Genomic DNA, 24,527 nt, shown 5'->3' with positions numbered 1-24,527 from the left:
AGAGAGGGCGGGGACGACTTCGTGTCGTCCCCGCCCTCTCTGCATGTCCGAGGCCGCCACCCGGGCGGTCCGGCCTGGTCTGCAGGCCGATGGGCTCAGCGCGGCTCGGGCGGCGGTTCGGGGCCGACGTGCGGCTCGCCGAGGAACCGCTGCACCCAGGCGACGTCGTGCCACGCACCGTTCTTCCAGCCGACCCTGCGGTAGGTACCGACCGGCTCGAACCCGAAGGACGCGTGGAGCCGGTTGCTCGCCTCGTTCGGCTGGGCGATGCCGGCCGCCGCCATCCGGTAGCCGCGCTCGGTGAGCCGCTCGATCAGTGCCGTGTAGAGGGCCCGGCCGGCACCGGTCCTGTGGCTCGCGGGGTCGAGGTACACCGACACCTCGCAGGACCAGCGGTAGGCCGGACGGGCCTTGAACGGCCCGCCGTAGGCGTAGCCGACGACCTCGCCGCCGTCCTCGAGGACGAGCCAGGCGTGCGTCGCGACGGCGGCCTCGATCCGGGCCGCCACCTCTGCCTCGGCCGGCGGCTCGAGCTCGAAGGTGACGGCCGTGTCGAGGACGTAGGGCCGGTAGATGCGCGCACAGTCGGCGGCGTCGGCGGCCGTGGCGTCACGCACGACCCGGGAGGCGCGCCCCGGATGGGGTGGGTGCGGCGGGTTCTCGGTCGGCATGTCGCGATGCTAGGGCGCGCCGCCCGGCCGCTCGTCATCCGGCTGGCCCTCGCCCGGCCGGCCCTCACCCGACTGTCCCCCGCGCAGCCGCTCGCCGGCCCGCGGCTCGCGGGCCTCCTCCTCGCCTGCACGTGTCTCGTCGGGCTGCGGCTCCTCCGACAACCAGCGCCGCCGGCGTCGGTTGCTGCCCGGGGCCTCGGCGGCGAAGCGCGACACGACCATCGCCACGAAGGTCACGAGGTAGACCTGCCCGATGACCGCCTCGGACATGGCGGCGAGGCGCCCGACCTCGGTGACCGGAACGAAGTCGCCATAGCCGAGCGTCGCGATCGTCGTGAGGCTGAAGTACATGTAGACGGTCGAGGAGACGTTCTCGCCGAAGTAGTGCACGTCGGGAGTCCACGCGTCGATCGTCTGGAAGAGCAGCGAGTACGCGACCGCGAGCTGCAGGTAGGCGGCGACGGCGCCGAGGACGGTCTGGAGGGTCACCCGCTGGTGCCACACGAGGCGGCCCGCGCAGAGGACCGGCGTCACGAAGGCGGCGAGGCACCAGAACGCGTCGGGCTGGATCGCCGCCGGAGGCCGCGCGGCCCCCGGGACGGCCTCGAAGAGGATGATGACGAGGTTGCCGACGACGCTGAGACCGACGAACCAGTCCATGATCCGGCACATGCGGCGTGACGCCCCGGAGGCGCGGGTCGCGACGACGAGCGCCGCACCAGTGACCGCGTGGGTGATGAACCGGCCGGTGTAGGAGAAGCGCACGTCGACGAGCGACTGCGTGACGATCGCGACGAGGACGAACAGCAGCACGAGGTCGAAGCGGTCGAGGAGGACTCTCCGGCGACCGACGGGCTCGTCCATGGCTGCCTCCTGCGTCCGGTGCGAGGGCTGCGCTCCGAGAATAGGCGTCGGCGCGTGCCTCAGACCCCGGATCGGCGGTGGAGGCGCCGGACCGCGACCTCGGCCACCGCCTCCAGACGCAGCGCCTCGGCCTCCTCGAGGGAGTGGACGCGGCCGACGGCGAAGGCCGTCGCGACATCGCCGGCCCGGGCCACCTCGGCGACGGCGACCCTCGTGGCGACGGTGTCGTGGTGTTCGCCGAGGACCTCCTGGACGTGCTCGGCGGCCTCGGCGATGCGCACGACGCGACGACCGGTGACCGGTGCGGCGGCCTCGGCCGCGTAGCGCAGGCGCTTGGCCGCCTTGCGCGCGTCGTGCAGCAGGGCGGCGCGGCCGTCCGTGTCGGGTTCGGCGAGCGCCTCCCGGGCGAGACGGTCGAAGCGGGCGCCCTCCTGGCGGATCCGGCGACGGGCGACGCGTCGGGCCGGGTCGGCGGCCCGCGCCGTGAGGGGCGGGTCGGCGGCGAGGGCCTCGAGTCCGGCGAGGGCCGAACGGTACCGCCGCGAGGCCAGCACCTCCAGCACGTGGGGGCGGCGGCTCTCGAGGTCCTGCTCGAGGGCTCGCGTCAGGGCCCGGTGCCCCCGACGGGCGAGCTCGGCGCCGTCGATGCCCGCAGCAGCCGGCGCATGGGCGGCCACGCGTTCGAGGACGACCTCGGCGTCACGCACCCGGCCCAGCTCGGACGCCGCCCATTGCAGCTCTGCGCGCAGCGGCTCGGTGCGGGACGCGTCGACGAGGGGGCGGAACGTCGCCAGTGCGCTGCGGGCCCGACGCATCGCGACCCGGAGGTCGTGGACGTCCGGCGCCCCGCCACCCGGCCCCTCGGCGGCGCGGACCGCACGCACCTGCTCGTCCAGCCACCAGCGCAGCAGCTCCCCGGCGGGATCGTCGCGGCCCGGCCGCCACCGCTGCCCCGCGTCGGGCGGGTCGGGGACCGCTGGCGGTGGGGGCACAGGTCCTGTCTACCCCCGCGCGGCGCCCGGAGACCGGTGAACGGACGGACCCTGTGAACCGTGGACAGACGCCTGCACGGTCGCGGCTGCGGAACGTAGAGTCGAGAGGTGGCACGGGTCACCGATCCGCCGAAGGTGCATCCGGCCGGCTCCCTCGGTGCCGCGCCGTCGGCGTCCACGCCCGGCGTCGCGCCGCAGCGCGGATCCCCGCCCACGTCGCCGCACTCGTCCCCGCTCATGGCCCCGTACGCGTCGCCGCTCATGGCCCCGCCCCCGGGCCCCCCGCCGGCGGACCCCGACCCGCCACCCGGGTCGACGCGCCGCCTCGCCCGGTTGCGCGACGTGCCCCGACGCGTCTGGGTCGCGGTGCTCGTCGTGCTGCTCATCGCGGGCGCGGGACTCACCTTCGCGCTGACGCGGCCCCCTGAACCGCCCGCCCTGACCCAGCGCGACGTCGACGCGAGCGTCCAGCGCGGGCTCCAGGCCTACAGCGAGGAGCAGGCCGCCGCGCCCGCAGACGCCACCAGGGCCCACCGCGCGATCGAGCCCTCGCTCGTCGTCGTCTCGACGCGGACGACGACGTCGACGGGCACCGAGGAGGGCACCGGCGCCGGTGTCGTCGTCAACGACGCCGGCACGGTGCTGACGGCCAACCACGTCATCGCCGGGGCCGGCACCATCACCGTGCAGTTCGCCGACGGCACGAGCTCACCCGCCCGGGTGCTGAAGAGCCAGCCGGAGAACGACATCGCCACCCTGGTGCCGACGCGGCTGCCGGGCACCGTCGTGCCGGCCGTCCTCGGCGGCGGTGTGCAGGTGGGGGCGCCGGTCTTCGCCGTGGGACACCCGCTCGGGCTCACCGACTCGCTGTCGGCCGGCGTCGTGTCGGCGCTCGACCGCACGGTCACCGTGCCGGACGGGCGGCACCTGCAGCACCTCATCCAGTTCGACGCCGCCGTCAACCCCGGCAACTCGGGTGGACCGCTGCTCGACACGGCGGGGCACGTCGTCGGCATCGTCACGGGCCTGGCGAACCCCACCGACCAGGCGCTGTTCGTCGGCATCGGCTTCGCCGTGCCCATCGCGACAGCCGGCAGCGCCGCCGGGAGCCCGCCCCACTGACCAGCCCGACGAGACCAGCCCGACGAGACCAGGAGACAGCATGGACGACGAGAACCGCCCCGCCTCCGAGCCCGACTCGGCGACCGGCACGGCGCCCGACGCAGCGCCCGACGCAGCGCCCGACGCAGCGCCCGACACCGCAGCCGACCACCGGCTCCTCGAGCAGGCGCTCTACGAGGTCAAGCGGACCATCGTCGGGCAGGACGTGCTGCTCGAGCGGATGGTCGTGGCACTGCTCGCGCGCGGCCACCTGCTCGTCGAGGGCGTGCCGGGCCTCGCCAAGACGATGGCGATCAAGACCCTCGCCGCCACCGTCGGCGGGGAGTTCCAGCGCATCCAGTTCACCCCCGACCTCGTGCCGGCCGACCTCGTCGGCACCCGGATCTGGAACCAGCGCGACGGCGAGTTCCAGGTGTCGCTCGGGCCGGTCTTCGCCAACCTCGTGCTCGCCGACGAGGTCAACCGCGCGCCGGCGAAGGTGCAGAGCGCCCTGCTCGAGGTCATGCAGGAGCGCCAGGTGACGATCGGTCGCCAGACCTACCCGGCGCCCGACCCGTTCCTCGTCATGGCCACCCAGAACCCGATCGAGTCCGAGGGCACCTACCAGCTGCCCGAGGCGCAGGTGGACCGCTTCATGCTCAAGGTCCTCATCGGGTACCCCTCCGCCGCAGAGGAGTTCGTCGTCGTGGAACGGCAGATCGCGGCGGCGGCGAAGACGGCGCAGGTCCTCGACCCGGACGTGCTGCGCCGCTTCCAGCACGAGGTCGACGCGGTGTACGTCGACCCCGCCGTCATCGAGTACGCCGTGCGGCTCGCGTCTGCGACGCGCAACCCGGCCTCGGTCGGGCGAGACGACCTGTCGCGGCTCGTCACCTACGGGGCGAGCCCCCGCGCGTCGATCAACCTCGTGCTCGCGGCACGGGCGCTGGCCTTCCTGCGCGGGCGCGACTTCGCCCTGCCGTCAGACGTGCACGAGCTCGCGCACGACGTGCTGCGCCACCGGGTCGTCCTGTCGTACGAGGCACTCGCCGAGGACCTGTCGGCCGACCAGGTGCTCGCGCCGATCGTGGCAGCGGTCCCGGTGCCGGCCGTGCCCGTCCGTGAACGGCCCACGGGCACCAGCGTCCCCACCGGTGGCGCGGAGGACTCGTCATGGGCGCAGCCCCAGCCCTGACGCCGGAGCGACTGCTCCGCCGGCTCGAGTGGCGCGTCGTGCGCCGCCTCGACGGCCTGCTCCAGGGCGACTACCGCAGCCTCTTCAAGGGCTCGGGCCTCGACTTCACCGACCTGCGCGAGTACGAGCCGGGTGACGACCTCAGGCACGTGGAGTGGAACGTCACGGCGCGCCTCGACGAGCCGTGGGTGCGCGAGTACGTCGAGGACCGCGAGGTGACGGCGTGGCTGCTCCTCGACGCGTCGCGCTCGATGGGCTTCGGTCCGGCCGACCGCAACAAGGACCTCGTCGTGGCCGAGGTGGCCACGACGCTCGCCCACCTGCTGACGCGCGGGGGCAGCCGCGTCGGGGCCGTCGTGATCGACGCGGGCGTCGAGGCGGTCGTGCCGCCCGGGTCGGGGCGCACCCAGGTGCTGCGGATCGCCCGGGCCCTGCTCGCGCGCCGGGAGGCGCACGACGCCTCCGACGCCGCCATCTCCTCCACCACACCATCCGCCGCGACCTCCGCCACCGACTCGGGACGCCGGCGCCGCTGGCGAGCGCCGACTCGCCGGGGTGCGGCAGCGCGTCCCGAGCCGCCCGGCGTCACCGACCTCGGCGCCGGCCTGCGGGCGGTGGCCGGGCTCGCGCGTCGGCGCGGGGTGGTCGTCGTCGTCAGCGACTTCGTCAGCTCGCCGGGCTGGGACGCCGAGCTCGGGCGCCTCGCCCGGCGCCACGACGTCGTCGCGCTGCGCGTCAGCGACCCCCGCGAGCACGACCTGCCGAGCGTCGGCACGCTCTACGTCGAGGACCCCGAGACCGGCGAGCAGATCGTCGTCGACACCGACGACGCGGCGTTCCGGGCCCGGGTGCGGCAGGTGGCCGACGAGCGCCGGGCCGAGCTGGAACGGCTGACGCGTCGGGCCGGGGCTGACCTGCACCACGTGTCGACCGACGAGGACCTCGTCCGTGCGCTCGTGCGCGTCGCGGCCCTGCGGCGCCGCCGGATCGGGGCGCTCCGACGATGACGCTGACCTGGCCGTGGATGCTGGTGGGGCTCGCGGTCCTGCCGGTGCTCGTCGTCGCCTACCGCCGGCTCCTGGCGGGTCGGGCGGCCCGCGTGCGCGCCATGGCTGCCGACGGCCTCGTCCTCGTGGAGCGGCGCGACCTGCTCCGCCACCTCGGCCCAACCCTGCTGCTGGCCGCCCTGGCGCTGCTCGTCGTCGCGCTGACCCGTCCCGTCGCGGCCGTCGCCGAACCGCACCGGGAGGGCACGGTCGTGCTCGCCTTCGACGTGTCGAACAGCATGGCCGCCGCCGACCTCAAGCCGACGCGTCTCGAGGCGGCGAAGGCGGCGGCGCGCGGGTTCGTCGCGAAGCAGCCGCCCAGCGTCCGCATCGCCGTCGTCGCGTTCGGCAGCAACGGCGTCGTGACCCAGCGCCCCACCGACGACCGGACGGCGGTGCTCGCCGCCATCGCCCGCCTCAAGCCCCAGAGCGACACGTCGCTGGCCGGTGGCATCCTCGCCGGCCTCAGCGCCATCGCCGGCCGGCCGGTCCACGCGCCGTCCGACACCGAGAACGGCGCCACCGACGAGACGCCCGTCGGCTACTACGGCGGCACCGCGATCGTCCTGCTCACCGACGGCGAGAACACGTCGGGCTCCGACCCGCAGGCCCTCGCCGACTACGCTTCCGCGGCCGGGGTGCGGATCGACCCGGTGGGGCTGGGGACCCCCGCCGGCACCGTCATCGAGGTGGACGGGTTCAGCATCGCGACGGCGCTCGACGAGTCGGCGCTGCGAAAGATCGCCGACACCACGGGTGGCACGTACCGACGCGCGTCGGACGCGGCCACCCTTGCGGCCGTGTACGACTCGATCCAGCTGCAGTGGACGACGCGGTCGGTCCCCCACGAGATCACCTCGCTCGTCGCCGGGGTGGCCGCGCTGCTCCTGCTCGCGGGGGCGAGCGTCACGGTGCTGCGCCAGGGGCGGGTGGTCTAGGTGTCCTTCGGCCAGCCGCTGCTGCTGCTCCTCCTGCTCGCCGTGCCCGTGCTGCTCGGGGCGTACGCGTGGCAGCTGCGGCGTCGGCGCCGGCAGGCCGTGCGCTTCCCGGACGTCGCGCTGCTGCGGGCGGCGGGCGCGACGCGTCGGACGTGGCGTCGGCACGTGCCCGTGGCGCTCCTGCTCGGCGCCCTCGCGGTGCTCGGGGTGGGCAGCGCCCGCCCGACGGTCGAGGCCGACGTCTCGGCGTCGAGCTCGACGATCATCCTCGCCCTGGACGTGTCCGGGTCGATGTGCGCGACCGACGTGACACCGAACCGGCTCAGCGCGGCCCAGGCGGCGGTGCGCGACTTCGTGCAGCACCAGGACGACGCGACCAAGATCGGCCTCGTCGTCTTCTCCGGGTTCGCGCAGCTCGCGGTGGCGCCGACCGACGACCGTGACGCCCTGCTCGAGGCGATCGACGGCGTGACGACCGGCCGCGGCACGACGATCGGCGCGGCGATCCTCCGCTCGGTCGACGCCATCGCCGAGCTCGACCCGAACGTGCCGCCGAGCGATCCGGTGGACGAGCCGTCGACCGACGGTGCCGGCACGCCGGCCCCCGCGTCCCCGACGCCCACGCCGTCGTCGCCCGGTGACGGCCCGGACGGGTCGGGGGGACCGACGCGGGTGCCGCCGGCGCCGGAGATCGTCGTGCTGCTCACCGACGGCGCGAACACGCGCGGGGTCACGCCGGCCGAGGCGGCCGAGCAGGCGGCGGAGCGTGGCGTCCGGGTGTACCCCATCGGGTTCGGCACCCGGAACCCGACGCGCCTGGCCTGCACCCTCGACCAGTACGGCGGGCTGCCCGGGCCGGGCTTCGGACGCGACGTCAGTGGCGGCGGGTTCGGGTCGCGCGCGCCCGACCTCGGTGGCCGCAACTTCCTCGTCGTCGACGAGGCGGCGCTGCGCGGGGTCGCCAGGACGACCGGGGGCGAGTACTTCGCGGCGCAGGACACCGAGGGGCTGACGAAGGTGCTGGCCAACCTCCCCAAGCACGTCACGGTCACGCACCGCGTCGTCGACCTCAGCGCGGCTTTCGTCGGGCTCGCGGCGCTGCTGCTCGTCGGCGCCGTCTGGGTCTCGGTGCGGCAGGGTTTCGGAGGGGCGCGGCGCCCATCGCGCGGCTGACGCCCGACAGCACGACGCGTCCGGCACCCGACGCGTCAGGCGCCCGACGCGTCCGGCACCCGACGCGTCAGTGGTGGCCCGAGCGGGCCAGCGTCACGAGGTCGCGCACCCCGGCCTCGGGCAGGTAGGCCCGGCTCAGCGCCAGGCCGATCCGCGGCAGGGCGGCCTCGTCGGGGAAGACGAGGTAGAGCGGCTCGGTGCGCGGCTGGAACTTCGCCTTGAAGGCGTGCAGCGACCGGAAGCCGTAGTACGGCTCGAGCGAGGCACCGAGCCGGTCGAGGAACGCGTCGAGCGTGCCCCGGTCGAGGGTGTCGTCCTCGGCGGTGGGCAGGGTGCGCGCGAGCGGTGCGCCCGAGAGCGACACGACGGCGCAGCCCTCGTCCTTGAAGGCGAGGCAGGCCGAGGCGATGAGGAACTCCATCGAGTACCGGAACCCGCCCGGCAGGCGTCGCATGACGTCGAGGGTCCAGCCGGCCGGCTCGCCGCCACCGCTGGGGTGGAAGGGCATCCACGACGTGACGCCGTGCACGGTCGTGTCGGCGTCGACGGCCAGGCCGACCCGGACATGCGGGTCGAGCGCCTCGTCGACCCCGCCGAGGGTGAAGCCCATCTCGGGCAGGCCCTTGTCCTCGACCCAGTCCGAGGAGATCGCCTTGACCTGCATCTGCAGGCCCCGCGGCATCGCGGAGAGGGTCCCGAGCCGGAACTGCACTCCGAGCTTGGCGGCCTGGTTGAGCGCGGTCCGCACGTCCTGCCACGCCTTGCCGACGAAGTCGAGCGTCGGCAGGTCGATGCAGGCCTCCTCGGCGACCTGCAGGCAGTGCCAGCCCTGGGCCTGCGCGTGGCGCGACGCCTCCTCGGTCACGGTGAAGAGGCACGGCACGAGCCCCTGCGCGTGGACGGCGTCGGCGAAGCTGCCGAGGAGCCTCGAGCGCTCGGCCTCGGTGGCCGCCACGGGGTCGCACAGGCCGATGGCGACGCCGGCGTGGACGCGGTAGGCGACGTAGCCGGGCACGTCCCGCGGCACGAACCACCGGTTCTCGGGCCACGTCGTCATCCAGGCGAGCCGGTTGACGGTGCCCTGCTCGCGGAGCAGTGCCGTGGCCCGGGAGCGCTGGTCGTCGTCGGCCGGGGCGACGAGGCTGCCCGTCGTGCGGCGGGCCCGTCGCGGCGACGGGTTGCGGAAGGCGTGCCGACCGACGAGGAGCACGGCGAGGCCGAGGCTGTTGCCGAAGATGTCCCAGCCGGCCGCGAGCAGGCCCGGCTCGCCGACGACGATCATCCACACGTAGTTCGCGACCTGGATGGCGAGTACGACGACGAGCAGGGCCACGGCCCAGCGCCACGCGCGTCGCCGCCCCTTGTAGAGCGACCGGGCGAGCCACAGCCACAGGACGATCTGCACGACCCCGAACCAGAAGTCGGGGTCGCTGATCTCCTGCGCGCGCGCCGCCGCCGACATCGTTACGGCGAACGGCCCGTCGGCGTGGGTGAAGGGGTGCAGGAACACCTCGACCGCGGCGACGGCGAAGAACGCGCACGCGAGGAGCCGGAAGTCGCGCCGGGTCAGCTGCCGGACGCTGAAGGAGGGTGACCGGCCCACGAGGTAGGGGCCGAGCAGCAGGCCGAACCCGACGCCGAGCACGTGCTCGAGGTCGGCGAGCGATCCCATGTGGATGACGAAGAGCACGACGTAGGCGACGAGCAGGGCCCGCGCGCGGCCGCGCCACGGTGGCGTCAGCGTGACCGACGCGGCCGCCGCGGCCCCGAGGAAGCCGGCCGACGGACCGGCGTCGCGAACGATCGCGAGCGTCGTCGTCCAGGCGTAGCCGTGGCCGGCGGTCAGCCAGAGGATGCCGGCCGCGCCGAGGACGGCCACGACGTGGCAGGCCAGGAGGGCGACCGCGGCGCGTCGGGTGCCGAGGCGCCATTCGGCGAACCCGCCGAAGAGCATGAGCCCCAGGAGGATCGGCACGTACTGGTAGGGCTTCGCGGCGAAGAACCCGCCGACGACGACGGTCCACCAGGCGCCGTCCTCGAGCGCCGGCAGACCGTAGGTGATCGAGGCGTTGAGGGGTCGCTCGAGCAGCGGGTCCCACAGGGCCCGCGTCACGACGGACAGCGTGAGGACGATGACGACGAGGGCGCTCGTCAGGGGTAGGCGACGCGTCACCGTCCGAAGACGGGACATGCCTCCATGCTCCCGCCGACCGGGCGAACCGTCGCCGGATTCCCGAGATGTCGGCTGTGCGAGGTCTGCGTCGTGTCGCCGCCCGTGGGTGGGCCGGATGGGCTGGGGGTGGCTGGGGGTTGACTGGGCCCATGACCACCCGGCTGCTCCTCCTCGCTGACACCCACCTGCCCAAGCGAGCCAGGGAGCTGCCAGCCGAGGTGTGGCAGGCCGTCGACGACGCCGACCTCGTCGTCCACGCCGGCGACTGGGTCGACGTCGCGACGCTCGACGCGCTGGAGGCGCGGGCCCGGCGCCTCGTCGGGGTGGTCGGCAACAACGACCACGGCGCGCTCCGCGAGCGCCTGCCCGAGTACGCCGCGTTCGAGGTCGAGGGGGTGCGGTTCGGCGTCGTCCACGAGACCGGCTCGGCGTCGGGCCGGGAGGCGCGCTGCGAGGCGACCTACCCCGACCTCGACGTCCTGGTCTTCGGGCACAGCCACATCCCGTCGGACACGACGGCGCCGCGCGGGCTGCGGCTGCTCAACCCCGGCTCGCCGACCGACCGACGCCGTCAGCCGTTCTGCACGTACATGACGGCCACCGTCGACGACGGTGCGCTCGGCCCGGTCGTGCTCCACGAGCTCCGACGCCGCTAGGGCCCGCACTCGTCCGTCGAGGCGGCGGGCCTCCGGGCGCCTTTCGTCCGGAGCCGGTGCGAGCATGCCGGCATGACAGCGAAGACGGTCGCATCGACCGAGGCCGGCCTCACGTGGCCGCAGGCCCTCGGCTGGCGGCTGGACCGGCACCTGCTCGACCCGGTCGGGCCCGCGTCGGCCGCCGAGGTGGTGCGCCGGCTCGGCGCCGTGCTGTCGATGGACGAGTCGCTCGCCGACCTCGCCGTCGGCGTCCGGAGCACGACGGCACGTCCGGGCGACCTCGCCACGGCCGTCGCCGACGGCACCGTCATCAAGGCGTTCGCGTTCCGCGGGTCGATGCACTACCTCTCCCCCGAGGACGGCGGCATCTACCTGTCGATCCGAACCGCCGGGCGGCAGTGGGAGCTGCCGAGCTGGGTGGAGTACTACCGGCTCACGCCGTCCGACTGGCCCGACTTCCGGGCCGCCGTCCGCGACGCCCTCGCCGACGGGCCGCTGACGATCGGTGAGATCGGTGCGGTCGTCACGCGACGCAAGGCCTACCGCCACCTCGAGCCGGTCTTCGCCGAGGGCGCCGGAACGCTGGTCAAGCCGCTGACGTGGCAGGGCGACATGAGCTTCGGACCCCCGCGTGACGGGAGGCACACGTTCCAGCGCCTCGACACGAACCCGCGCTGGGCCGGCGTCCCCGACCTCGGCGACGCCGGTCCGCGCGCCGTCACGGCCTACCTGCGCACCTACGGCCCGGCGACGCTCGACCACGTCCACCACTGGCTCGGCAGCGGCCTGAGCGCCGGGCGCAAGCGGCTCGACCGGTGGATCGCCGGCCTCGGCGACGCGCTGGCCGCCGTCGACGTCGACGGAACGACGGCATTCGTCGTGCGCGAGGACGTCGAGTCGCTCTGCGCCGCAACGCCGTCCGACGCCGTGCGCTTCCTCCCCGGGCACGACCAGTGGGTCATGGGCGTCGGCACCAAGGACGAGCAGGTCGTGCCGCCGCCCCTGCGGGAGGCCATGACCCGCAAGGCCAACCCGCTCGTCGTCGGCGGCGTCGTCCGCGGCACGTGGGCGCGCAAGGGGGACGCGCTGACGGTCACCTGGCGCGGCCGAGGCAAGCGCCCCGACGCATCGATCCGGCACGAGGCCACCCGACTCGGCGAGATCCTCGGCAAGGACCTGCAGGTCGAACTGGCGTGACCCGCGCCGAGGACCGCTAGCGTTCGGGCGTGAACACCCGTGGCCAGCAGGCAGATCCGGTCTTCGACGTCGCCGCCGACCGTGCAGCGGTGCGCGCCGTGGTCGACGCGTTCCTCGACGCGTTCCGGTCGGGACCGGAGTCCCTGCAGCGGCTCGACCGGCTGCGCACGCTCCTGCTGCCCCAGGCCGTCGTCGTCCGCACGTGCGGCCTCGACCTCGGCGTGTACGACGTCGAGTCGTTCATCGCGCCTCGCGCGGCCCTCCTGTCCGGCGGCTCGCTCGTCGACTTCCATGAGTGGTCGCTCACCGGGCGCATCGACGTGTTCGGCGACGTCGCGGCCTGGTTCGGCGCCTACGCCAAGGAGGGCATCCACGACGGCGAGCCGACCGCGGGCCGCGGCATGAAGTCGGTGCAGCTCGTCCGCACGCCGGAGGGCTGGCGGATCAGTGCCGTCGCGTGGGACGACGAGCGTCCGGGCCTCACCCTGCCGCCCGGCTGACCTGACCCCGTGTCGTGCCCGCCGCGAGGTGCGCATGCTCGGAGCATGGCCATCGACCTCTACCAGCAGTGGTTCCGCGACCTCGGCGAGCTGCGCTACGCCGCGACCCCCAAGCGGTTGCGCGCGCTCCTCGACGGCCGGACAGTCATGGACACCCGTGACGCCCTCCTCGTCTACGAGCCCCGACGCATCGTGCCCTGGTACGCGGTACCGCCGGCCGACCTGCACCTGACGCTGACCGAGCACGACCCCGCGCCGGTGCCCGAGATCCGCGCGCCGGTCCTCGCGCCCCGCCACAACGAGTGGCACACGGTGCTGGGGCATTCGCTGCACCTCGACGGTCACGGCGAGGTCGCCTTCCGGCCCGACGACCCGGCGCTCGGCGGCCGGGTGCTGCTGCACTGGCAGCCGTTCGAGTGGCTCGAGGAGGAGGAGCCGGTCATGGGCCACCCGCACGACCCGTTCAAGCGGATCGACGTGCTGCGCAGCGACCGCCACGTGCGCGTCGAGGTCGGTGGGGTCGTCGTCGCCGAGTCGTCACGGCCGACGATGCTCGTCGAGACGAGCCTGCCCGTGCGCTGGTACCTCCCGCGCGAGGACGTGCGCCTCGACCTGCTGACGCCGTCGCAGACCCACACCGTCTGCGCCTACAAGGGCGTCGCGTCCTACCTCAGCGCCGACGGCGCCCCCGATGTCGCCTGGTTCTACCCCGACCCGCTCCACGACGCGCTGCCGGTCAAGGACCTCGTGAGCTTCTGGCGCGCTGCCGTCGTCACCGTCGACGGCCGACGCGTCGACACCTCGATGCCGGGCGAGCCCTGAACCCTCACCAGCCGACTCCAGCGCTGCGCGTCAGTACTCGCCCTTGATGACGAAGAACGAGCCGCGGATCGTGCCGGCGAGCTTGGACTTCTGGCGCGCGAACTTGAACGCCGACAGCTCCTCAGGCGCGTCCATCCCGTCGCAGAGCTTGAACCCGACGGCGCGCTTGCCGCCGTCGGCGACGGTGTACATGACGTTGATCGACAGGCCGGACTCGTAGAAGACGTACGCCATCCGGATGCCGTCGACCTCGAACGCCGTGGCCTCGAGCGGCGGTGAGGCGATGACGATGTCGCGCTCCTGCTCCAGGACGCGGCTCACGAAGTCGACAGTGTCCTTGGCCTCGGCGGCAGGCTCGGTGGTGAATGTGTGGTCGAACTTGTTCCTGTAGTAGCGGGCCTCGTTGGCCCGCAGGCCGGCGAGCGCCTCCGCGTGCGGCGAGGACTCGAGGCCGACCGTGGAGACCTCGGTGAAGTCGACGACGTAGGACATGACCACCTCCGGATGCGACGCCTGGACGTCACGAGGCTAGTCCCGCGCGGCGTCGGCGCTCGGTCCAGCGTCACAGCCACTTTGCCTGGCCCGCCACTAGCGTTCCGAGCCGCCAGGACACGCGGGACTGGCTCCTTTGGCCCTTCCGCCGGAAGCCCGGCTGCAATGTGTTGTGGTTCCGCGCGGCTAGAGTGGGCTGGTCAGCGTCTAGGTGTCTCCAACAGGTCAACGAAGCGGGGGGTTGTGGGTCTCGAGGATCGTCCACAGCTCGGCCCCGGTGATCACAAGGACAAGGACATCCGCAAGGTCCTGCGCCAGGTGCTCAAGCTAGGCAAGGGCAATAGGTTCGTGCTGGTCAAGGGCGGCCACTGGGGCCTGCTCGTCTGTTCCGAGGGTTGCTGCTGCGTCCAGGTCAACGGGACCCCCCGAGTGCCTGCCCGGCATGCAAGGGACATCTTGCGCGAGGCACGTCAGTGTCCGCGAAAGGACGGCGACCCGCGCAGTCGGAGTCGGAACTGATCTCCGTTGGCAATCTCGGGACAGCCATGTCAGGATGGGCTACGTTGACACCTGTCAACGAGCGTCACCTGTCGAAGGGGCTGGGCCATGGAGTTCGCCATCAAGTTTGTCGCCACCACCTGGCTGGACGTGGACACGGCGGGGCAGGCGTTCCACGACCACTTTGACGGCATTTTGTCGAAGCGAGACGGCGAGTGGCTGATCACCGTGTACCAAGAGGGTCCCAACGCGCGAAGGGCAGCGCTCGCTGCAGTAAATGAACTGGAGACCCTCGGCTTCTCAGTGCGGCGAGTGGACCGTGACCTTGTCGATATCCCCGAGATCGCCCAGCGCCTCGGCCGAAAGAGACAGAACATCCATCAGTTTGTCACCGGTTCCCGCAGGGCCTCTTTCCCCGCACCATACGCCTACCTAGGAAGTAAGCGGGTTTGGACGTGGCCCGAAGTGGTCTTATGGGCTTGTCGCGAGCTTGAATTTGCCGAAGAGTCCGGCCTTCTGCCGGACGATGCAACTTTTGTTGACGCATACCTCGCCGACAGGCGCGACAGAGTTACTGCCAATTGGACGCACGCAGTTGATCGCGCCGATAGATCTTCCGACAAGTGGTCGCTAACTGCTGGCAATGAGACGGCCGAAAGCAGTTACAGGCGATCGGCTGTTGAGATCAGTGTTCTGCAGCCTTAGGAACTTTACGTGACCACGAGCGTTTCGGTTGGCGAGCTGCGGGAGCGCGCAGCACGCGTCCTGCAGGCTGTAACCCTAAGAGATGTCTCGCTACACTCGATTTCTGCAAAAGGTGCAAACCCCCACCTGGCCGGCCCTTTCACGGTCAAACAAGGAATCAACGTCAAAGGTGAGGCATCCGAGAACGGCGACGGCGTCCAAGCCTGGGCAATGTATCAAGTAGAGGCATTCCCCACATCAGACGAAGGGCATCCGGACTCGTCTAGTGCTGAAGCAGCTTGGTCGTTGAACATAGAGATGATTGCAGACTACCCGTTCGAGTCGGGAAGCGGGGAGCGCTTTGATCGCGAGCACCTAATGGCTTTCTCCATCATCGTTGGTTTGATGGCAATTCATCCCTATGCCCGCGAGACGGTGCAAAATATCACCGGGCGACTAGGCTATCCTCCTTTCACTCTTGAAATGCTGGAACCAGTCTCAGCTGGTGACGATGACGACATCATCCAGATAGAGATGGATCCTGATTCACTGGCTGGAGGGGCGGCGTCTTAAAGGGGCGGAGCAAATGGCGCTGACGGAGCTGTCGATCGACCAGGCACGACGCGTCGCGGTGCACGCGCAGCTGCTCGATGCCCCTCGCCCCACCGACCTGCTCGACGTCGTCGACCGGCTGACGATGCTGCAGATCGACCCCACCGCGGCGGTCGCCCCGAGCGCCGACCTCGTGCTGTGGGCGCGGCTCGGCTCGGCCTACCGGCCCGCGGATCTCACGGCGGCGCTCGACGACCGCCGCCTCCACGAGACCGTCGCCTACGTCCGGCCGCCGGGCGACGTCGCCGCCGTCGTCTCGGAATGGGTCGGGCGCGAGTTCCACCCGGCGATGACCGAGTGGCTCGAGGCCAACCAGCAGTTCCGCCAGGACATCCTCGACCGCCTCGACGCCGACGGCCCGCTCCTGTCGCGCGACATCCCCGACACCAGCGCGGTGCCCTGGCCCTCGAGCGGCTGGACCAACAACCGCAACGTCACCAAGATGCTCGAGTCGATGGCCCGCCGGGGACACATCGCCATCGCCGGCCGCAAGGGCCGCCAGCGCTACTTCGACCTGCCCGAGCGGGTCTACGGGGCGCCGCTCGAGACGCTCAGCCACGACGACGCCACCCGGTTCCGCAACGAGCGCCGCCTCGCCGCCCTCGGCATCGCGCGCGCGAGCGGCCCCGAGACGCCCGGCGAGCAGCCCTACGTCGGCGAGGCCGGTCTCGAGGTCACGGTCGCCGGTACGCCGGGCACGTGGCGCGTCCACGAGCCGCACCTCGACGCCGTGGGCGCCTCCTTCACCGGCCGCACCGCGCTGCTGTCGCCCTTCGACCAGCTCGTCCACAACCGCACCCGCGCCGAGCAGCTCTGGGGATTCGAGTACTACCTCGAGATGTACAAGCCGAAGGAGCAGCGACGCTGGGGCTACTTCGCGCTGCCGATCCTCCACGACGACCGCCTCGTCGGGAAGCTCGACGCCCAGGCCGACCGCAAGGCGGGCGCGCTCGTCGTCAACGCCGTGCACGAGGACGCCCCGTTCACCGCGCGGATGACCACGGACGTCGACCGCGAGATCGCCGACCTCGCCACCTGGCTCGGCCTCGAGGTCAGCCGCGGCTGATGCCCTCCACCGGGTCGAGTCGCTGCGGGCGACCGTGCCCGTTCGACGCGGCCGGCGGCGGCGCGTCGGTGCTGACGAGCCCGTCGGCGGCGTCACCGTTGCGCTCGGCCCGCCGGTCGGCGGCCCGCTTGGCGCCGTTCGCGCGGTAGCCACGCACGGCCCGCTTCGACTGCGAGGACAGCACCGACTGGTCGCTCTGGTGCGACAGCGCCGACGCGCTCGACATGTTCGACAGGAACGAGAAGGCGCTCATCGAGGACCCCACCGACAGCAGCGACGCGAACGAGCCGAGGCTCCCGACGGACAGGATCGACCCGACGCTGCCGATCGACAGGATCGACCCGGTGGAGCCGATGGACAGGAACGAGTCGCGCGAGGCGATCGACCACTTCCCGCGCAGCGCTCTGGGAACCGTGGGCATGACTCGATCCTAGGCACGCCTGCTCGGATTTCGGGAGGTTGCGGCGCGTCAGGTGTCAGCGGCCCCGTCCCGAACCCGTGTGATCGACGCGTCGGGTCAGGTCGGCTTGTGCCTCGCCGCGAGCGCCGCGGCGACGCGACCGATGAGCTCGTACGGCACGGGCTTGTCGTAGAAGAACTGCACCGTGTCCTTGCTCGCCCGGTACGGCGCTATCTGCGTCTCGAGCTCGGGGTCGAGCACGCCGACCGGGTAGAGCCCCACGTGCTTCTTCCAGCCCGCGAAGTGGAGGCCGTACCGGTCGGCGAACATCAGCGCCGGCATGCCGTAGCGGATCTTCTCCTCGGCGCCGGGCAGCGCCGCGCGCAGCGTCGCGCACACCTGCTCGAGCACCTGTCGCGGCCCGTCCGGGAAGGCCGCCACGTACTCGTCGACCGTCGCTGCCTGCACCATCGCGCCCCCTCGGGTCGTCAGCCGTCACCAGCCATCCTCGCCGACCGACGGTGCGGAATGGCCCGTTCGCCGGACACCCGGCCAACCCGCGCCTACCGTGAACGCGTCGCAGCCACTGGGGCAGCCGGCACGGCAGGGGGGACCAGGCTCATGCGTCGACGCATCAACGGACTCGTCGTCCTCGTCGGGCTCGCCCTCTTCGCCGGCGTCACCGGTGTGGCCAACCGCTCGCCCGGTGACCTCACCCTCGCCGGCAGCGGTGCCGGCGTCACGGTCACGTACACGCCCGGGGGGACGCCTCCGGGTGACGCGCCAACTCCGGACGCCCCGACCACCGTGGCGCCGACGACCGACGCTGCCCGGAGGGCCGCCGACGCGAAGGCCGCCGCCGACAAGGCCGCGGCGGACCGGGCTGCTGCCGACAAGGCTGCGGCGGACCAGGCAGCAGCGGACCAGGCGAAGGCGGATCAGGCGAAGGCGGCCGCCGCCACGTGGGCGGTCACGAAGGTCGTCGACGGCGACACCATCTGGGTCGAGCGCGACGGCCGGCGGGCCAAGGTCCGGTTCATCGGCATCGACACCCCCGAGACCGGCCAGTGCGGGTTCTCCGAGGCCCGCAACGCGCTGCGCGGGATCATCGGCGGCCAGCGCGTCACGCTGACGGCCGGCGCCCGCGACGACATCGACCGCTACGGACGGCTGCTGCGCTACGTCGACGTCAACGGCGTCGACGCGGGGCTGAGGCTGGTCAAGCAGGGCTTCGCCATCGCGCGGTACGACTCGCGCGACGGCTACGGGCAGCACGCGCGCGAGGGCGCCTACGTGCGCGCCGACGCCGCGAGCCCCAAGGCAGCGTGCACCCCGCCGGATGGATCCGTCGGGATCGTCGGCGGCTCGGGCGGGTCGGGCGGGTCCACGGGGTCCTGGCCGCTGCCCGGCGACGAGCACCCGTGCCCCCAGAGCCGACCGGTCAAGGGCAACGAGAACTCGATGATCGCCCACGAGCCGGGCGACCGGTACTACGGCGTCACCGATCCCGAGCAGTGCTTCGCGACGATGGACGACGCCGTCGCCGCCGGCTTCCGCCCCGCCAAGGTCTGACCCAGCCCCACCGGGAGAATTGGGTTTGCCGGGGCGCGCCGTCGGCGGCATCCTCGCCGGATGGGTGGAGGTCACGCAGTCGGGGTCCGGATCGGCTACGCCCAGGCGCCGGAGCACGTCAGGCGTTGGGTGACCGAGCGCCTCGGCGGTGAGGTCGAGTCGGTGGTGGACTGTGTCGGCGGCATGTCGCCGGGGCCGGCCGTCCGGGTGCGCACCGCGTCGGGCGCGGCCGCGTTCGTCAAGGCCTGCGGTACCGAGCTCAACCCGGTCACCCCCGACCTGCTGCGCGCCGAGGCCCGCGCCCTCGCGGCGCTTCCCGCACACCCGTCGCTGCCGCTTCTGCTCGAGGTCCGCGACGACGGCGACTGGGTGACGCTGCTCATCGAGGACCTCCGCGGCTCGTCACCTCCGGCCCCCTGGCGCCGCGCAGACCTGGCCCGGGTGACCGCCGCCCTCGTCGAGCTGCGCCCGGTCCTCGACACGGTGCGACTCGACGGCGTGCACCCGGCACGGGAGTCGTCGCCGATCTTCTCGACGAGGTGGCGCGAGCTGGAGACGCGCCTCGACCTCGTCGACCCGTGGTGGGGCGAGCACCACGACGCGCTGGCCCGGCACGCCGCCCGGGCCGTCGAGCTCATCGACGGAACGGCCTTGTTGCACTGGGACATCCGTGCCGACAACGTCGTCGTCACGCCCGACCGCACAGTGCTCGTCGACTGGGGCCAGCTGCGTCGGGGTGGCGCCTGGATGGACCACGCGATGCTCGCCCTCGACTGCTCGATGAGCGGCAGCGAGGTGTCGACCGGCGAGCTGGCGACGCTCGACCCCGTCCTGCGCGACCGCGACCCCGCCGACCTGCTCGCCGTGGCCGCCGCGGCCGCGATGGCCTTCGCCTCCCGGGCCACCGAACCGTCGCACCCGAGCCTGCCGACCCTCACCGCGACGAGCGCGCGCTGGGCCGACTCGCTGCGTCCCTACCTCGAGCGGGCCCTCGCCGACGCCGGCTGACGGGCGAGTCAGTCGTCGAGGTCGAGGATGCAGGCGGTACCGACGTCGACGAAGCCGACGCGTCGGTAGATCTCGGCCGCGGCGTCGGACCCGGCCGTCAGGAAGACGAGGTCGACGCCCTGCTCGCGGCACGCCACGACGAGCGTCCGGGTGACGGCGCTGCCGTGGCCGCGGCCGCGGTGCTTCGGCGGGACGGCGATGCCCATCAGCTCGGCGACGTCGTCCCGGGGCGCGGCCGACCCGGCGCCGCAGAGGCGCCCGTCCTCGAACGAGGCGACGACGACGAGGTCGCCGCGCTGGATCAGCTCGGGCCGCTTGCCGGTGTCCTTCGGCTCGACGACGTCGCGCTCGCCGAAGCCCGCCGACACGGTGCCCACGGCGAGGGCCAGGTGCGGCTCGGCCGGGCGCAGGGCGCGGGCGCGCGAGTCGGGCTCTACGACCACCTCGGCGGGCAGCACGAGCAGCGGGTACCGACGCGGCTCGTACCCGGCCGCGCGGACCGCGGGCAGTAGCGTCGGCGTGACGTCGTCGACCCACTCGATGGCGCGGGGCACGTCGAGGGCCGCCTGCCGCGCGAGGACCCGCTCGACGTCCTGGGCCGTGAACGCCGCACGACCGCCGAGGCGCGGCCGGGCGTAGTACTGCCACCCGGTTCCCTCCTCGGCGACGAAGAGCGTGAACGGGCCGACCTCCTCGGCGGTGGTCACCGCTCGCGGCACGCGGTCGTAGTACGCCTCGACCCTGGCCAGGCGCGGGTCGGCGCGGCCCGGCAGGCTGCGCACGCGGGAGGTCGTCATGCGGCGAGGATGGCACCGCACCCTCGGAAGGGCCATCGAATTGACGGTCAGCGGCGGCCGCGGCGGGCCCGGAGGTAGTCGGCCACGACGTACTCCCCGAGCCGCGACACGTCGGGAGTGAAGACGCGTCCGCCGGCCCGGCGCGCGACGGCGTCGACGAACCGCGCGAGGCCGGGGTCCTCGCCGAGCATGAAGACGTTGAGCGTCGCCCCGGACCGACGCAGCTCGTCGACCTGGGCGACGGTGGCGCGGACCGTCTCGGGCAGGGCCGGCCAGTGGAACGACGGCCGCCCGTCGGTGTCGATGTGCGCCGTGGGCTCGCCGTCGGTGACGACGAGGACGACCGGCTCGGCGTCGGGGTGCCGCCGCAGGTGCCGCGAGGCCAGCATGAGGGCGTGCTGGAGGTTGGTGCCCTGCACCCAGTCGGGCTCGGCCTCGGTCAGCTCGACGGGCGACAGGCGCCGGGCGGCGAGGTCGAAGCCAATGATCTCGAGCGCGTCGTGGCGGAAGCGGGTCGTCACGAGGTGCGAGAGGGCCAGCGCCGTCTGCTTCATCGGCCCCCACCGCCCCTCCTGGACCATCGAGAACGACATGTCGACGCAGAGGGCGACAGCCGCACGGGCCCGACGCTCGGTTTCGGCCACCTCGAAGTCCTCGACGAGCAGGTCCACGCCTCCGCTCCGGGAGTGCGGTCCCCGGGCAGCGCTGCGGCGCAAGGCGTTCGAGACGGTGCGCACGGTGTCGATCGGCAGCTCGTCGCCGAACTCCCACTGCCGTGACAGCCCGGTCAGCTCGTCGGCCTGACCGGCGCTACGGTCGTCGTGGTCGCCGCGCCCGGTGGCGTCGACGTGCTCGAAGACGCGGCGCAGCGCGGTCTCTCCGAGGCGCCGGACCGCGCGGGGTGTCAGGCTCAGGCCGTCGTCGCCCCGCGAGACGTAGCCCTGGCGCTCGAGCTCACGCTCGAGCCGGCGCAGCTGGTCCATGTCGCGGGCGGCGTCGGCGCCGAGGTACTGCTCGAGGCGCTCGACGTCGACGTCGTCGAGGCTCGCGCCGTAGTACGACTGGCCGAGCTGCTCGCCGAGCTGCTCGAGGTCGGCGAGTTCCGCCACGGCGTCGACGGCCTGACCCCAGCCGAGCGACTCGGGCCCCTGCCCGGGGCGCACCGGCGTCGAGCGGTCGAGGCCCGGACGCAGCGCGCGGAGGTTGTCGGAGAGCTGGGCCATCTGCGAGGCGAGGTCGGGGTCGCCGAGCGCGTCGGCCATGAGCTGGGCCAGCTGCTCGCGCTGCTCGGGGCTGAGCGAGGCGAGGAGGCGCTCGGCCGCGGCCTGGCGCCGGGCCAGGGCGTCGATGAGCTCGTCGACGTTCGCAGGGTTCTCGGGGAACATCTCGCCGTGCTTGTCCATGAAGTCGCGGAACCGGTCGTCGGTGTCCTCGCCCCGGGCGTGAGCGGCGAGCAGCTCGTTGAGGTCGGCGAGCATGTCCTTGACGGCCTGCATCGCCTGCCGGGACTCCGGGCTGTCCCCCGACAGGGCCTGGCGCAGCCCCTCGAACTGCGCGCCGACGACCTCGCGCTGGAGCAGCTGCTGGATCTGCTCGTACGTGGCGCGGGCCTCGTCGGAGTGCCACTCGTGGTCGGCGAGCGCCCGGACGGCACCGGCCACGTCGTCGGGGATCGTCGCGAGGTCCATCTCGGCGAGACGGGCGGCGTCGCCCTCCTCGCCCGCGAGGGCATCGCGCTCCTGGGCCAGCGCCTGGTCGAGCATGGCCCGCACCTGGTCGAGGGTGCCGCCGAGGTCGCCGCGCCGCCGGGCGGCGTCGCGCAGACGACGGACGCGCTCGGCGAGGTCGTCGAGGCCGCGGCGGCCGTCCAGGCCGCGTCGGAGCAGCTCGCGGAGGGACTCCCGCAGGCTGCCGCCCGCGAGGACGTCGCGCCCCACCTCGTCGAGCGCGGAGCGGACGTCGAACGGGGGCGCGAGCGGGTCGGGGCCACCCGTCCACGGCCCGTAGCGGAAGCGTCCGTGGCCGCCGGGGCCGCCGGAACCGCTAGAACCGCTGTGCGGGTCGCGGGGCTGGTCAGGGCTCACCACCCCACGCTACGTCCGCGACCCGCCGTCCCGTCCAGCCCTGGCGGGGGCCGGGCGCCTCAGCCCTTCGCGGCCGCGATGGCGTCGAGGCGGCTCGCGATGGCCGCGAGCGACTCGTCGAGGCCCTGCTGCAGGCCGTCGAAGTCGTGCGGGGTGGTCAGGCTCAGCTCGATGCGCGTGCCGGAGCCGCCGTCGTCGTGGAGGCGCAGCGTGCCGTGGTAGCCGCTGCCACCGGGCGAGCCCCAGCTGATCGAGTGGTCGGCGTCGTCGGCCTTGAACCAGGCGTCGGAGACGACCTTCTCGTCCGAGCCGTCCTGGTCGGCGTCGACGATCGCCGTCGTGCGCACCGTGCCGGCCGCCACCTCGTGCGCCTCCGTCATGCGCGGGAAGTACTCGGGCAGGTGCTCGGGGTCGGAGATGTAGTCGAAGGCGTCGGTGACGTCGTGGGTCACGGTCGTGGTTGCGGTGTAGTCGCCCATGCGTGGTTCTTACCCCGAGGCCCGCCCCGCGAAAACGGCGCGTCGCTCACGCCCCGTAGACGGTGCGGCCGGCGACCGTGTCCTTGTCGATGCGGCGCGTCAGGTGCAGACCCTCGAGCACGAACTCCACTGCGGCAGCGACCTGCCCGGGCGAGGCGTCGTCGCCGTGGCCGAGCCGGTCCAGCACCTTGGACAGGCCCGGCACGGTGCCGACCTGCGCGAGCAGCTCGGCCCCCGGGATGAGGTCGCCGGTCTCGACGACCGCGCCGTCGGCGAAGAGGTTGGTGAAGCCGGTGAGGTCGAGTCCCGCGAGGCGCGCCCGGTACGTCTCGGCCGTCGCGACGCGGAGCAGGTGGGCGAGCACGTCGCGCTCGCGCCCCTCCTCGCCCATCTCGAACTCGACCTTGCCGAGGAGCGTCGGCACGACGGTCGGCACGTCACAGATCCGCGCCACGGCGGACGCCTCGCCGACCCGGGCCGAGCGGCGCAGCGCCGAGCCCGCGATGCCCTCCGCGGCCGCGATGGCGAAGCGGGCCGACACCCCAGAGCGCTGGTCGACCGACGCCGACTCGCGCAGACCGCGGGTGAACCTGGCGACGACCTCGAGCAGGTGCTCGGGCACGTCGGCCACCAGCGCGGCCTCCTGCGCGACGAGCGTCACCTCGTCGTCGACCTCGACCGGGTAGTGCGTGCGGATCTCCGCGCCGAAGCGGTCCTTGAGCGGGGTGATGATGCGGCCGCGGTTGGTGTAGTCCTCGGGGTTGGCCGTCGCGACGAGGAGGAGGTCGAGCGGCAGCCGCAGCGAGTAGCCGCGGATCTGGATGTCGCGCTCCTCGAGCACGTTGAAGAGGGCGACCTGGATGCGCTCGGCGAGGTCAGGCAGCTCGTTGAGGCCGAAGACGCCGCGGTTGCTGCGCGGCACGAGCCCGTAGTGGACGGTCTCGGGGTCACCGAGCGTGCGCCCCTGCGCGACCTTGACCGGGTCGACGTCGCCGACGAGGTCCCCGACGCTCGTGTCGGGGGTCGCGAGCTTCTCGGTGTAGCGCTCGCTGCGGTGGCGCCACACGACCGGCAGGTCGTCGCCGAGCTCGGTGGCGAGGCGCCGGCAGCGCACGCACGAGGGCCGGTCCGGGTCGTCGCCGATCTCGCAGCCCTCGACCGCGGGGCTCCATTCGTCGAGCAGGCCGGCGAGGGTGCGCATCAGGCGCGTCTTGCCCTGGCCGCGCTCACCGAGCAGGACCAGGTCGTGGCCGGCGAGCAGGGCGCTCTCGAGCTCGGGCAGCACGGTGTCCTCGAGGCCGACCATGCCCGGGAACGCGTCCTCGCCCGCTCGGAGGCGGGCGAGGAGGTTGTCGCGGATCTCGGCCTTGACGCTGCGATGGACGTGCCCCGACGCGCGCAGGGCGCCCAGGGTCGTGGGGCGGGAGCTGCTGGTGTCGCTGGCGAAGTCGCTCACCACTGCACGCTACGTCCGCCCCGCCGAGGTGTCGACGGGGCATCCGCGGGC

The 24,527-nt window shown here is 73.1% G+C and carries 25 protein-coding genes; 14 read left to right on the top strand and 11 right to left on the bottom strand.

Features of this window, described 5'->3' with window-relative positions; all coding sequences use genetic code 11:
* Window positions 1-95: 95 nt before the first annotated feature.
* The 3 genes from RY076_RS01845 to RY076_RS01835 are packed head-to-tail and all read right to left on the bottom strand — an operon-like array spanning window position 96 to window position 2,527.
* Window positions 96-671, bottom strand: a complete 576-nt coding sequence (locus tag RY076_RS01845; protein WP_323095702.1) for a GNAT family N-acetyltransferase — start codon at window positions 669-671, stop codon at window positions 96-98.
* 9 nt (window positions 672-680) lie between these two features.
* Window positions 681-1,535, bottom strand: coding sequence for a potassium channel family protein (locus tag RY076_RS01840; RefSeq protein WP_323095701.1), 855 nt, complete (start codon window positions 1,533-1,535; stop codon window positions 681-683).
* A gap of 59 nt (window positions 1,536-1,594) precedes the next feature.
* Window positions 1,595-2,527 (bottom strand): CHAD domain-containing protein, encoded by a 933-nt coding sequence (locus RY076_RS01835; RefSeq protein WP_323095700.1) that lies wholly within the window; start codon window positions 2,525-2,527, stop codon window positions 1,595-1,597.
* Between the two features lie 108 nt (window positions 2,528-2,635).
* Between RY076_RS01835 and RY076_RS01830 the strand changes: the two genes are divergently transcribed.
* The 5 genes from RY076_RS01830 to RY076_RS01810 are packed head-to-tail and all read left to right on the top strand — an operon-like array spanning window position 2,636 to window position 7,980.
* Window positions 2,636-3,649 carry a S1C family serine protease gene (locus tag RY076_RS01830; protein WP_323095699.1) on the top strand — a complete coding sequence of 338 codons (1,014 nt, stop codon included), beginning with the start codon at window positions 2,636-2,638 and terminating at the stop codon, window positions 3,647-3,649.
* A 40-nt stretch (window positions 3,650-3,689) separates the two neighbouring features.
* Window positions 3,690-4,823: an AAA family ATPase gene (locus RY076_RS01825; protein ID WP_323095698.1), complete on the top strand. Its 1,134-nt coding sequence runs from the start codon at window positions 3,690-3,692 to the stop codon at window positions 4,821-4,823.
* Complete coding sequence (locus RY076_RS01820) at window positions 4,802-5,830, top strand: DUF58 domain-containing protein (RefSeq protein WP_323095697.1); 1,029 nt, start codon at window positions 4,802-4,804, stop codon at window positions 5,828-5,830. Before RY076_RS01825 ends, RY076_RS01820 begins: the two co-directional genes overlap by 22 nt.
* Window positions 5,827-6,807, top strand: coding sequence for a vWA domain-containing protein (locus RY076_RS01815; RefSeq protein ID WP_323095696.1), 981 nt, complete (start codon window positions 5,827-5,829; stop codon window positions 6,805-6,807). The genes RY076_RS01820 and RY076_RS01815 overlap by 4 nt, the downstream gene beginning before the upstream one ends.
* A complete protein-coding gene (locus tag RY076_RS01810; protein ID WP_323095695.1) occupies window positions 6,808-7,980 on the top strand; it encodes a VWA domain-containing protein in 1,173 nt (390 codons plus the stop codon).
* 67 nt (window positions 7,981-8,047) lie between these two features.
* On the opposite strand, the gene RY076_RS01805 is transcribed toward RY076_RS01810, so the two are convergent.
* Window positions 8,048-10,171 carry a bifunctional lysylphosphatidylglycerol flippase/synthetase MprF gene (locus RY076_RS01805; RefSeq protein WP_323095694.1) on the bottom strand — a complete coding sequence of 708 codons (2,124 nt, stop codon included), beginning with the start codon at window positions 10,169-10,171 and terminating at the stop codon, window positions 8,048-8,050.
* Window positions 10,172-10,302: 131 nt separating this feature from the next.
* Here RY076_RS01805 and RY076_RS01800 point away from each other — a divergent pair, with 131 nt between their 5' ends.
* The 4 genes from RY076_RS01800 to RY076_RS01785 all read left to right on the top strand — a co-directional run bounded on the left by RY076_RS01800 (window position 10,303) and on the right by RY076_RS01785 (window position 13,328).
* The gene (locus RY076_RS01800) at window positions 10,303-10,809 is read left to right on the top strand and encodes a metallophosphoesterase family protein (protein ID WP_323095692.1); all 507 of its coding nucleotides are present in this window, start codon (window positions 10,303-10,305) and stop codon (window positions 10,807-10,809) included.
* Between the two features lie 72 nt (window positions 10,810-10,881).
* Window positions 10,882-12,006, top strand: a complete 1,125-nt coding sequence (locus RY076_RS01795) for a DNA glycosylase AlkZ-like family protein (RefSeq protein ID WP_323095691.1) — start codon at window positions 10,882-10,884, stop codon at window positions 12,004-12,006.
* A 29-nt stretch (window positions 12,007-12,035) separates the two neighbouring features.
* Window positions 12,036-12,506, top strand: coding sequence for a DUF4440 domain-containing protein (locus tag RY076_RS01790; protein ID WP_323095690.1), 471 nt, complete (start codon window positions 12,036-12,038; stop codon window positions 12,504-12,506).
* Window positions 12,507-12,551: 45 nt separating this feature from the next.
* Window positions 12,552-13,328: a DUF427 domain-containing protein gene (locus RY076_RS01785; RefSeq protein ID WP_323095689.1), complete on the top strand. Its 777-nt coding sequence runs from the start codon at window positions 12,552-12,554 to the stop codon at window positions 13,326-13,328.
* A gap of 30 nt (window positions 13,329-13,358) precedes the next feature.
* Here RY076_RS01785 and RY076_RS01780 read toward each other — a convergent pair whose 3' ends face one another.
* Complete coding sequence (locus RY076_RS01780) at window positions 13,359-13,820, bottom strand: phage tail protein (RefSeq protein WP_323095688.1); 462 nt, start codon at window positions 13,818-13,820, stop codon at window positions 13,359-13,361.
* A gap of 606 nt (window positions 13,821-14,426) precedes the next feature.
* Between RY076_RS01780 and RY076_RS01775 the strand changes: the two genes are divergently transcribed.
* From RY076_RS01775 to RY076_RS01765, 3 genes are read left to right on the top strand one after another with little or no spacing between them, the layout of a single operon-like run.
* Window positions 14,427-15,023: a hypothetical protein gene (locus RY076_RS01775; RefSeq protein ID WP_323095687.1), complete on the top strand. Its 597-nt coding sequence runs from the start codon at window positions 14,427-14,429 to the stop codon at window positions 15,021-15,023.
* Between the two features lie 9 nt (window positions 15,024-15,032).
* Window positions 15,033-15,575: a hypothetical protein gene (locus RY076_RS01770; protein WP_323095686.1), complete on the top strand. Its 543-nt coding sequence runs from the start codon at window positions 15,033-15,035 to the stop codon at window positions 15,573-15,575.
* A 13-nt stretch (window positions 15,576-15,588) separates the two neighbouring features.
* Window positions 15,589-16,680: a DNA glycosylase AlkZ-like family protein gene (locus tag RY076_RS01765; RefSeq protein WP_323095685.1), complete on the top strand. Its 1,092-nt coding sequence runs from the start codon at window positions 15,589-15,591 to the stop codon at window positions 16,678-16,680.
* On the opposite strand, the gene RY076_RS01760 is transcribed toward RY076_RS01765, so the two are convergent.
* Together RY076_RS01760 and RY076_RS01755 are read right to left on the bottom strand one after the other, a co-directional pair.
* The gene (locus RY076_RS01760; protein WP_323095683.1) at window positions 16,667-17,101 is read right to left on the bottom strand and encodes a hypothetical protein; all 435 of its coding nucleotides are present in this window, start codon (window positions 17,099-17,101) and stop codon (window positions 16,667-16,669) included. The genes RY076_RS01765 and RY076_RS01760 overlap by 14 nt on opposite strands.
* Before the next feature lie 96 nt (window positions 17,102-17,197).
* A complete protein-coding gene (locus RY076_RS01755; RefSeq protein WP_323095682.1) occupies window positions 17,198-17,551 on the bottom strand; it encodes an iron chaperone in 354 nt (117 codons plus the stop codon).
* A 150-nt stretch (window positions 17,552-17,701) separates the two neighbouring features.
* Here RY076_RS01755 and RY076_RS01750 point away from each other — a divergent pair, with 150 nt between their 5' ends.
* Window positions 17,702-18,652: a thermonuclease family protein gene (locus RY076_RS01750; RefSeq protein ID WP_323095681.1), complete on the top strand. Its 951-nt coding sequence runs from the start codon at window positions 17,702-17,704 to the stop codon at window positions 18,650-18,652.
* Window positions 18,653-18,712: 60 nt separating this feature from the next.
* On the top strand, window positions 18,713-19,660 hold the full coding sequence (locus tag RY076_RS01745; protein WP_323095680.1) for a phosphotransferase family protein: 948 nt from the start codon (window positions 18,713-18,715) through the stop codon (window positions 19,658-19,660).
* Between the two features lie 8 nt (window positions 19,661-19,668).
* Here the strand turns inward: RY076_RS01745 and RY076_RS01740 are convergent, their stop codons facing one another.
* The 4 genes from RY076_RS01740 to RY076_RS01725 are packed head-to-tail and all read right to left on the bottom strand — an operon-like array spanning window position 19,669 to window position 24,476.
* Window positions 19,669-20,457: a GNAT family N-acetyltransferase gene (locus tag RY076_RS01740; RefSeq protein ID WP_323095679.1), complete on the bottom strand. Its 789-nt coding sequence runs from the start codon at window positions 20,455-20,457 to the stop codon at window positions 19,669-19,671.
* 47 nt (window positions 20,458-20,504) lie between these two features.
* Entirely contained in the window at window positions 20,505-22,541 is a 2,037-nt protein-coding gene (locus tag RY076_RS01735; protein WP_323095678.1) for a hypothetical protein, read from the bottom strand.
* Window positions 22,542-22,600: 59 nt separating this feature from the next.
* Window positions 22,601-23,020 (bottom strand): SRPBCC family protein, encoded by a 420-nt coding sequence (locus tag RY076_RS01730; RefSeq protein ID WP_323095677.1) that lies wholly within the window; start codon window positions 23,018-23,020, stop codon window positions 22,601-22,603.
* Between the two features lie 46 nt (window positions 23,021-23,066).
* Window positions 23,067-24,476, bottom strand: coding sequence for a magnesium chelatase (locus RY076_RS01725; protein WP_323095676.1), 1,410 nt, complete (start codon window positions 24,474-24,476; stop codon window positions 23,067-23,069).
* Window positions 24,477-24,527 lie beyond the last annotated feature (51 nt).

The organism is Intrasporangium zincisolvens, from assembly GCF_034724055.1.
Lineage (GTDB): Bacteria > Actinomycetota > Actinomycetes > Actinomycetales > Dermatophilaceae > Monashia > Monashia zincisolvens.
Note: the sequence above shows the minus strand (reverse complement) of the source record. Positions and strands in the feature narration are given on the sequence as shown.

Coding starts and splice junctions, on each gene's coding strand:
- RY076_RS01825 (WP_323095698.1), top strand. CDS start 3,690: ATGGACGACGAGAACCGCCCCGCCTCCGAGCCCGACTCGGCGACCGGC.
- RY076_RS01740 (WP_323095679.1), bottom strand. CDS start 20,457: ATGACGACCTCCCGCGTGCGCAGCCTGCCGGGCCGCGCCGACCCGCGC.
- RY076_RS01785 (WP_323095689.1), top strand. CDS start 12,552: ATGGCCATCGACCTCTACCAGCAGTGGTTCCGCGACCTCGGCGAGCTG.
- RY076_RS01845 (WP_323095702.1), bottom strand. CDS start 671: ATGCCGACCGAGAACCCGCCGCACCCACCCCATCCGGGGCGCGCCTCC.
- RY076_RS01840 (WP_323095701.1), bottom strand. CDS start 1,535: ATGGACGAGCCCGTCGGTCGCCGGAGAGTCCTCCTCGACCGCTTCGAC.
- RY076_RS01820 (WP_323095697.1), top strand. CDS start 4,802: ATGGGCGCAGCCCCAGCCCTGACGCCGGAGCGACTGCTCCGCCGGCTC.
- RY076_RS01805 (WP_323095694.1), bottom strand. CDS start 10,171: ATGTCCCGTCTTCGGACGGTGACGCGTCGCCTACCCCTGACGAGCGCC.
- RY076_RS01795 (WP_323095691.1), top strand. CDS start 10,882: ATGACAGCGAAGACGGTCGCATCGACCGAGGCCGGCCTCACGTGGCCG.
- RY076_RS01775 (WP_323095687.1), top strand. CDS start 14,427: ATGGAGTTCGCCATCAAGTTTGTCGCCACCACCTGGCTGGACGTGGAC.
- RY076_RS01780 (WP_323095688.1), bottom strand. CDS start 13,820: ATGTCCTACGTCGTCGACTTCACCGAGGTCTCCACGGTCGGCCTCGAG.
- RY076_RS01750 (WP_323095681.1), top strand. CDS start 17,702: ATGCGTCGACGCATCAACGGACTCGTCGTCCTCGTCGGGCTCGCCCTC.
- RY076_RS01800 (WP_323095692.1), top strand. CDS start 10,303: ATGACCACCCGGCTGCTCCTCCTCGCTGACACCCACCTGCCCAAGCGA.
- RY076_RS01755 (WP_323095682.1), bottom strand. CDS start 17,551: ATGGTGCAGGCAGCGACGGTCGACGAGTACGTGGCGGCCTTCCCGGAC.
- RY076_RS01760 (WP_323095683.1), bottom strand. CDS start 17,101: ATGCCCACGGTTCCCAGAGCGCTGCGCGGGAAGTGGTCGATCGCCTCG.
- RY076_RS01745 (WP_323095680.1), top strand. CDS start 18,713: ATGGGTGGAGGTCACGCAGTCGGGGTCCGGATCGGCTACGCCCAGGCG.
- RY076_RS01815 (WP_323095696.1), top strand. CDS start 5,827: ATGACGCTGACCTGGCCGTGGATGCTGGTGGGGCTCGCGGTCCTGCCG.
- RY076_RS01730 (WP_323095677.1), bottom strand. CDS start 23,020: ATGGGCGACTACACCGCAACCACGACCGTGACCCACGACGTCACCGAC.
- RY076_RS01765 (WP_323095685.1), top strand. CDS start 15,589: ATGGCGCTGACGGAGCTGTCGATCGACCAGGCACGACGCGTCGCGGTG.